We start from the raw sequence: 7,460 nt of genomic DNA, 5'->3' as shown, positions 1-7,460 counted from the left end.
GATGCTCAGCATGCAATTTCTGCAATCTTGCCGTCGCCACATGAGTATAAATCTGCGTCGTTGATAAATCGCTATGCCCAAGCAATAACTGCACGCTACGCAAATCAGCTCCATGATTGAGCAGATGCGTGGCAAACGCGTGACGTAGCGTATGCGGTGATAGCTCTTTATCGATACTAGCGACTTTGGCGTATTTCTTAAGCAAGTACCAAAAATTTTGCCGCGTCATGTAGCCGCCTTGTGCGGTCAAAAACACCGCTTGGCAATTTCCTGCTTTTAAATGAGCAATCAAATCCCCGCGTGCATGGGTTAGATAATCTTCAAGCGCATCTGCTGCATATTCACCTAGTGGTACTAAGCGCGTTTTATTACCTTTACCTGTGATTTGTAGCCAACCTGAATTAAGATTGACTTGCTCTAGTGAGAGATTAATCAGCTCACTGACACGTAGACCGCAGGCATAGAGCACCTCTAACATGGCTTTATCACGTAAGCCAAGCGCCGTGCCCGTATCAGGGGCGGCCAGTAGATTATCAACATCTGCCTCACTCAAATCTTTTGGCAGTGGACGACCCAATTTCGGGCTTTTGATACGCTCGCAAGGATTGTCCTCACGTAAATTACTGGCAATCATCCATAGATAAAACTGCCGTAAGCTTGAGAGCATACGTGCTTGGGTGCGTGGCGTTTTACCCTCGACAGTAAGAATCGATAAGCAATGTAGCACATCATCAGCCTGCCAACGGGTTAGTGCAATAGGATTGGTCAGCTCACAAGAGCGCAGGTCGCGTATATAAGCGTTGCGTGTACGCGTAGCCAGCCCTCGGGCAAGCATTGCTTGCCGAAATTCTGTCATATAAGTTGGTTCGTCATCGACTGCCAGCGCTTTTGGTTGACGCTGTTGTACGGCCCGGTCACGGCTCATAAGAGGCTACTTAATGTTGAAATGTTAGGCACTTTGTAAACACCATAACGAGGTCACTTCGGCACTACGCGCAGCAAATAGCGGGTCAGTATTATCTTGACTGCGACCATGTTTAGCTTTGGTATCGAGACGATATTTTACGGTTAATCCAGCATCAGCAATCCAGCCTGCTAATTCATCGCGAGTACGTAGCTGCAAATGTTCCGCTAAATCTGACAGTATTAACCAGACTTCTCCATGCTCAGCTAAGTGCTGTTTTGCGCCTTGCAAAAGCCCGCGTAACATTGCGCTATTGGCATCATAGACGGCATACTCAAGTGGTGAGCTAGGCTTAGCAGGCAACCACGGTGGATTACAGACAATCAAGTCAGCGAGCGGCGCGTCAGTTGGATATAAATCTGCTTGCTGTAATTGCACAGAAGATAACTCTAAACGCGTAAAGTTGTCGCTAGCGCAAGCTAATGCACGCGGATTTAAGTCCGTTGCAATTACTTGTTTCACACCACGCTGCGCCAATATAATCGCCAGCAAACCAGTTCCGGTGCCAATATCATAGGCGACATCACAAGCACTTGGCAGCGGTGCATCAAGTAATAGCTGTACATACTCATGACGAGTTGGGGCAAAAACGCCATAATGTGGAAAAACCGATAAGTTTAAAGGCTCAATCGGTACGCCTTTTTCGTGCCACTGCGCCGCACCTAATGCCCCTTGTAGGTCACGAAATGACAGCACACACGACTCGTCAAGCTCACCAAAAGCCGCCGTACAGGCAGCGCTCATGTCAGGTGCGCGGCGCAATTTACTGATATAACCAGCATCAAGCTCCAATAGCAAGCGGCTTAATATGCGCGAACGCTGGGCTTGCATTTGGCGTTGCTGATGGAATAAGTTAGGTATTTCTTTAGCAGTAACCGATTTATTAGCCGCAGATTTATTCGCGGCTTTTTTAATTTTACGCAGCTCAGAACGCTCATTAGTGCGATCAATGCGCCGACCAAGTGCTTGTAGCAATTGCCGTGCATTATGAAAGTCACCGCGCCACAGCAAGGATGTACCCTCACAAGCCAAGCGATAAGCCTCATCTGCAGTCGTTTTGTCGTCAACAAAAACGATACGCGCAGGCGGTACATGATTGCTTTGAGACAACCAGCGGGCTTGACGTGAGGTTTCGTTTTCGGTCCACTGTAAATACTGCTTTTCTGTTGATAACACGCGATTTACCTTGTTTGAATGAGAATATATTTGCAACTAAAAGCGTTTTTACTTTATAGCTTTCGCTGTTATCAGTGTTTAACACCAATTAGAACGTATTGAAGTCTGAAGTCGACAGCTATTAAGCCGTTTTTTTCTGGACTAAATAACGATACGTTGGCGCATCATTGAGCATTTCTTGATGGACAAGGGTATGCCCCAAATGGCGGCAAAAATTAGGAATATCGCGTGTGGTAGCGGGATCGGTCGCTAAAATTTCGATAACATCGCCGCCTTCCGCTTTACGAATGGTCTTGTGCAGCATCATGACTGGCTCAGGACAAATCAGCCCTTGAGTGTCTAGACAATGGTGAATAGTCGTGTTTAATAATGAAGTTGTCATATTTAATTTTATAAACCCAATAGATATGTTGGATAGCTGAATACTTGTTGGTTGCTCATTTCACAAAGATATCTTTTATAAAAATGTCTTTTCTGCATCGGTTGCAAGAATCGTTTGATCATTTTCAGCGTTTTTTTCAGTCTCAGCTAAGTCTGCTACGGCTAAAAAATTAAAGAAACGTTTAAAGCTGACTTTAAATAAAAATGCCACGCCAAGCCATGATGCCAAACCTAACCAAGCTGTATCGGCAAATAGCAGTCCGCCGATCAAAATAATACTCGAGACGCCAATGGTCATGATAACCATCGAGGTCTGATTAAGTCGATAGCGATAGATAATAAAAGCATCATATAGCGTTAGCGGAATGGTCAGCGCGACCAGAGCATAGGGCAGGTTATAGAACAATTGATACAGTAGCTGGTTATTATGAAAAGCTTTGATACTGGCAATGGTGCCAAAAACCATAAAAGCGATAATCGCAGCATAGATAAGATAAATCGCGATTTGGTTTGCTCGCTGGGCGCCTTTAATACGGGCAATAGCCAGCGGAGCAAAACCATGTTGTGTTTTGTTTTGCAAATCTTGGTTTGAAACAGTGGTCATAATAAGCAGTCATGTATTGGTTTAGAATGATGATATAGCAGAAATCAGCAGCGTTTTTTAATCTGCCTTGATGGCGTCGATGGCAACACTGCTATTAGGGTCAGCAAAATAGGTCGACATCAAAATACAGGCAGAAATATCATCAATCGGAGCACGCTCATGTTTAATCCAGCCATTATCCCACGCAATTTCACGTGCGGCCACTGAGGTCAGGCGCTCATCACAGAGTATCACTGTCACCGGTAAATGCTGTTCCATGACTCGATGCGCCAAGCGCCGAGCAAATTTGTGCGCACGTTTAGACAGCATAGAGCTACTGCCATCCATATTTAGCGGCAGCCCAACCACCACTTTTGTAACGCCCCAAACTTTGATAATACCAAGCAAATTATCCCAATCCGGCTGACCATTATTCATCGCTAAGATATCAAAAGCGCGCGCCGTTTCGGTGATGGTATTGCCCAGCGCCATACCCATTTTTTTGACCCCATAATCAAGCGCCAAAATAAGATGCGGTTTAATGGTTGGTTCAGTAGCACTGGTATCACTATCCACATCATTATTTATAGCATCTGCGCTATCTGTGCTATTTGTTATAAGGGTGCTATTTACCATAGTAATGGCTATTTCCTATATCATTTTTTGTGGCTGTATTGATTAAATGTATAACGCTAAAGATACGAAGTTAAGTATATAATACTGAATACATGGCACTAAGCATGCCCAATATCACTGCTTAAATAATCAAAATTAACGCCAATCTTATCTGCAGCAATTTGCCAACGTTCTTCAAAAGGCGTATCAAACAATAGGTTTAAATCAGCAGGGCATACTAGCCAGTCGCCGTTAGCAAGCTCACGATCAAGCTGTTTTTTACCCCAGCTGGCATGACCTAAGCAGAGCTGATAATGACCAACGCCTTGACCTGCTGCAATACGTTTAAGGATATCTTGGCTAGTGGTGATGCAGACGTTTTCTGAAATAGCAAAAGAGGACGCCCACTCAGGTTGTCCTGTATGCAGCACGAAGCCGACTTCCGGATACATAGGACCGCCTTCTAACGCCACATCTTCCATCACTTGCGGATCGGTGACTTCAATATCTAAATTTTCTAATAGCTTACCCACGCGTGATTGCTCCAGTGGACGATTGACCACCAGACCAAGCGCGCCATGTTTATCATGACGGCAGATATAAATCAGCGCCTGCTCAAACCTTGGGTCTGACAGCTCAGGCGCAGCGATTAAGAAATGATGGGTCAAATTGGCTTTAGACATAGAGACAAACGTAACCTACTAATAAAGGTGAGAGACCACTATATGGCGATAATGGATAAAAAATCAACTAAAGCAAGTATTTAGCGGTCAAAAGGCGTTGATTATAAACAATGAATGACTACTTAACGTCGGTCAATAAGCTACGAGCATGCTCACGGGTGACGTCGGTGATAATCACACCACCAGACATACGTGCCAGCTCATCCACTTGCGCGCGCTCGGTCAAGATGACAAGCTCGCTTTCAGTCTGCTCGTCATGGTGTTTTTGCACCAAAATATGCTGATGCGCTTGCGCTGCGACTTGTGCTTGGTGAGTAATAGCGAGCAGTTGCTGCGTTTGCCCAAGTGCGCGTAATAGCTCACCAACCACTTGTGCCGTAGCACCACTGATACCGACATCGACTTCATCAAATACCAGCATAGGCTTGGCAGCATTATTATCAGCATTGGTCGCTTGCAAGACCTGCATCACCAGCGCCATACGCGACAACTCACCGCCTGAGGCGACTTTATGCAGCGGCTGCATGGGCATACCCACATTGGCACTGAACAATAAGTCGATATCATAACAGCCTTGCCCATTATATTGGCTGGCATCTGCCTTTTTAGTAAAGACAAACTCGCAGCGTGCATTGGGCAGGGCAAGCGGTTGTAATTGCTCAATCAGCTGTCTACTCACAATAGGTGCTGCTTTGCTACGGGTTTTATTGAGCTCAGTTGCTAATGCGAGATACTTGTTCCATGCTTGCTCAATTTGCGTGGCCATTGCATCACTGCTAGGCTCGTTTTCTAGTTGCTCTAATTGTGCTTCCCAGCCTTTTGCTTCTTCAATCAAATCATTAGCGGGTAAGCTATGTTTACGTGATAAGCGATGACCTAAACTGATTAAGCTATCTAAGGTTTGTAAGCGTTCTGGGTCAGGCAATTGCTGCTCAGCATAATCCGATAGTAAGCCCGTCACTTCAGTAATTTGCTGCTGTGCTAAATGTAGCTGCTCTGAGGCTTGCTCAAAAGTTTGGCTCACGCTCATTTGATTATCACACAGCTTAATCGCTTGCCCAAGCAACGTCATCACATCTGGCTCATCAGTATCATTGTCAAGCAAATGCAGACCGTGACTGGCCTCCATCATTAAGGCTTCAATATTCGACAGCTCTTCGTGCTCCGCTTCTATTTCTGCATAATCAACAACCAATAACGGCGCGATATCTGCTAATTGGCTTTGTAATAGTTGAATACGGTCTTGACGCTGGGCTTCACGGCTAGCGATTTCATCGGCACGGCGTTTGAGCTGCTGATAATGTTGATAGCTAGTCACGGTTTGGGTCGCAAGTGGCGTTATTTGTGCCATGGCATCTAACCATTGCACCACAAATTGCGGTTTTAATAACGCTTGCTGAGCATGCTGGCTATGTATATTAACCAGTAGTGTGCCCAAACTCTTAAGCTCAGACAAACTGACTGGCGTCCCATTTAACCAAGCTTTTGAACGTCCTGTATTACTGAGCTGGCGGCGAATCAATACTTCTGGCTCTTCTAGCGCCCGCTCATTTTTGGCAAACCATTCAGCAATGACGCTATTGTTTTCTACATCAAACTGCGCGTAGATATCCGCATGCGACGCGCCATGTCTGACCATCGCACTGTCTGCACGCTCGCCGACACATAAAGATAGCGCGTCAAGCAATAGCGATTTACCAGCCCCCGTCTCGCCGGTAATGACATTGAAGCCTTCAGCCACACTCAGTTCGTGCTGAGCGATCAACGCAAACTGATGTAAAGTTAATGATACTAGCATCAACGCCTCTCATGACCGACAATGAATCTTGCATGCAATGCAAAAACATCATCTCTAAGCCAATTAAAGTAAAAAGGTTAAGGGACAAAATTAAAGATAGTATGGTGGCAAATAATCTTAAATACAAATTTTAAAGGTAATCAATAACATCCGTTGCAATCATGATAATAAGTACAACTTTCATGCCGCTGTAACAAACTTTATAGATATAATGTGGTAGCATAATCTCACATAATGATAAACTCTTACCACCAGATTTTGATAGATAGTAGGATAACTGTCATTTATACAGTTGCTTAATTTTTAATTTGGTTTTTTAGTTTGGCAATAATTATTTGATAAGGAAGCCACTATGACAGCGGCGCAATTTACCAATGTAACAGTCAATGCTCAAGCCACGATATCATACGATGGTCGTTGCTCAAGCCATACCATTATGTTCGAGGACGGTCGTCATAAGACCTTGGGTATTATCTTGCCTTGCGACAATCTGGTCGAGCATTATCACTTTAGTACCAATACCTCTGAGCGTATCGAAATCACCAGTGGTGAGTGTGAAGTGAAGATAAATGGTGAAGAAGAGTTTAGCTACTACCGTGCAGGACAATCTTTCGTAGTCGAAGGCAATAGCGGCTTCAATCTGCGTACAGAAGAAATCGTCCAATATATCTGCCATTTAGAAGGCTAATACGCCTCAAAATGTCGTTAGATAGTTGATGACGCCAATAAGCCAATTATGCAAAAGAAATAAATCTTATCAGGTTTATTTCTTTTTTTTGCTGACATTATTTATATGAAAGCGCTCATTAGTTGCTACAATTACACACCTCTCTTTTTATCGCATATTTTTTATCGTATCATGCGATACCCACTTTATAATCAATAGGCCTATTATGGCAAAACCTACCTATTTCTATGGCATTCATGCGATTGATGCCTTACTTGAATACCGTCCTTTAGATGGTCTCAGCTTATTCGTACAACAAGGTCGTGAGACTGATAGTAATGTGCAAGCGATTATGGCGCAAGCACGTGATAATGGCATTAGTATTCAGCCAACGCAAAAAGACAAACTTACTCAGCTGTGTGGTAGTCCGCAACATCAAGGTGTGGTGCTTAACGCTCGTCCATTAGTCTTTGCTGATGAAGGTTTGCTAGATACCCTTGCTGGTCGCGATGATTGTTTGCTACTGGTGTTAGACCAAATCACTGATGCACATAACTTTGGCGCTTGCTTGCGTACGGCGGTGGCAATGGGCG

The 7,460-nt window shown here is 44.5% G+C and carries 9 protein-coding genes; 2 read left to right on the top strand and 7 right to left on the bottom strand.

Going from position 1 to position 7,460, the window contains the following annotated elements; genetic code table 11:
* From xerD to recN, 7 genes are all read right to left on the bottom strand, one after another.
* Positions 1-925: site-specific tyrosine recombinase XerD (xerD, locus tag VLN09_RS00595; protein WP_325243099.1), on the bottom strand; the 925-nt coding region annotated here is incomplete at its 3' end.
* 24 nt (positions 926-949) lie between these two features.
* Positions 950-2,140, bottom strand: a complete 1,191-nt coding sequence (locus tag VLN09_RS00590; RefSeq protein ID WP_325243097.1) for a class I SAM-dependent methyltransferase — start codon at positions 2,138-2,140, stop codon at positions 950-952.
* Between the two features lie 121 nt (positions 2,141-2,261).
* A complete protein-coding gene (gene tusA, locus VLN09_RS00585) occupies positions 2,262-2,522 on the bottom strand; it encodes a sulfurtransferase TusA (protein WP_325243094.1) in 261 nt (86 codons plus the stop codon).
* A 75-nt stretch (positions 2,523-2,597) separates the two neighbouring features.
* Complete coding sequence (locus VLN09_RS00580) at positions 2,598-3,125, bottom strand: hypothetical protein (protein ID WP_325243092.1); 528 nt, start codon at positions 3,123-3,125, stop codon at positions 2,598-2,600.
* A gap of 57 nt (positions 3,126-3,182) precedes the next feature.
* Complete coding sequence (gene ruvX / locus VLN09_RS00575; protein ID WP_325243090.1) at positions 3,183-3,740, bottom strand: Holliday junction resolvase RuvX; 558 nt, start codon at positions 3,738-3,740, stop codon at positions 3,183-3,185.
* A gap of 98 nt (positions 3,741-3,838) precedes the next feature.
* Positions 3,839-4,402 carry a YqgE/AlgH family protein gene (locus tag VLN09_RS00570; RefSeq protein WP_325243088.1) on the bottom strand — a complete coding sequence of 188 codons (564 nt, stop codon included), beginning with the start codon at positions 4,400-4,402 and terminating at the stop codon, positions 3,839-3,841.
* Positions 4,403-4,520: 118 nt separating this feature from the next.
* Complete coding sequence (recN, locus tag VLN09_RS00565) at positions 4,521-6,200, bottom strand: DNA repair protein RecN (RefSeq protein WP_325243086.1); 1,680 nt, start codon at positions 6,198-6,200, stop codon at positions 4,521-4,523.
* 352 nt (positions 6,201-6,552) lie between these two features.
* Here recN and VLN09_RS00560 point away from each other — a divergent pair, with 352 nt between their 5' ends.
* Positions 6,553-6,888 carry a pyrimidine/purine nucleoside phosphorylase gene (locus VLN09_RS00560; protein WP_325243084.1) on the top strand — a complete coding sequence of 112 codons (336 nt, stop codon included), beginning with the start codon at positions 6,553-6,555 and terminating at the stop codon, positions 6,886-6,888.
* Positions 6,889-7,093: 205 nt separating this feature from the next.
* The coding region (locus VLN09_RS00555; protein ID WP_325243082.1) for an RNA methyltransferase substrate-binding domain-containing protein at positions 7,094-7,460 on the top strand (367 nt) is incomplete at its 3' end.

The sequence above is a fragment of the Psychrobacter sp. genome, from assembly GCF_035469765.1.
Taxonomy (GTDB): domain Bacteria; phylum Pseudomonadota; class Gammaproteobacteria; order Pseudomonadales; family Moraxellaceae; genus Psychrobacter.
Note: the sequence above shows the minus strand (reverse complement) of the source record. Positions and strands in the feature narration are given on the sequence as shown.